The sequence below is a fragment of the Streptomyces sp. SID12501 genome (assembly GCF_010550245.1).
In the GTDB taxonomy this organism is placed as follows: domain Bacteria; phylum Actinomycetota; class Actinomycetes; order Streptomycetales; family Streptomycetaceae; genus Streptomyces.
The window spans coordinates 1-585 of the sequence record NZ_JAAGLU010000301.1 but is presented as its reverse complement, the minus strand read 5'-3'; the positions used below and the strand labels follow the sequence as shown (position 1 = coordinate 585).

Genomic DNA, 585 nt, shown 5'->3' with positions numbered 1-585 from the left:
AGTCCTGCGGCGGGGGCTCGACGGAGCCGTTGCAAGGGCCTGCGCCATGGGTGGACCCGGAGAGCCAGCACCCCTCCCACACCCGGTGCCCGGGCGGGAACCCGAGGGCCGAGAGGGTGTTGACGAGCATTCCGTAGGCCATGAAGGAACCCGCCTGTGCGCTGTCGCCGCCGAGGGGCATCCGTACGGTGTCCCAGAGATCCATCCAACCGGCCCGGACCAGATCCCCGAACTCCTTCTCCCCGGCGGCCTCGGCGGCCGCCACGGTCACGTACACCTGGAGCTGCATCTGCAGCTTGTCCGGCTGCTCGGCGATCAGCGTCAGGTACGCCGCCCCCATGGCGCCCAGGGCCTCCTCACCACTGAGCCCCTCGGCGGCCTTCTCGAAGACCAGCCTGATCTCCTCCATGCACCGGGTGGTGGCGGCGAGGAACATGGCCTGCTTGTTGGGGAAGAGCCGGAACAAGTACGGCTGCGAGACACCCACCCGCTTGGCGATCGCCTCGGTGGACGTCCCGTAGTAGCCCCCACGCGCAAACTCACACATGGCCGCCCGCACGACACTCCCGCGCCGCTCTTCCGCAC

The 585-nt window shown here is 69.4% G+C and carries 1 protein-coding gene; it reads right to left on the bottom strand.

Annotated elements, in window-relative coordinates; genetic code table 11:
- Nucleotides 1-585, bottom strand: a 585-nt coding sequence (locus tag G3I71_RS45860; protein WP_164324874.1) for a TetR/AcrR family transcriptional regulator, incomplete at both ends; no start/stop codon positions are given.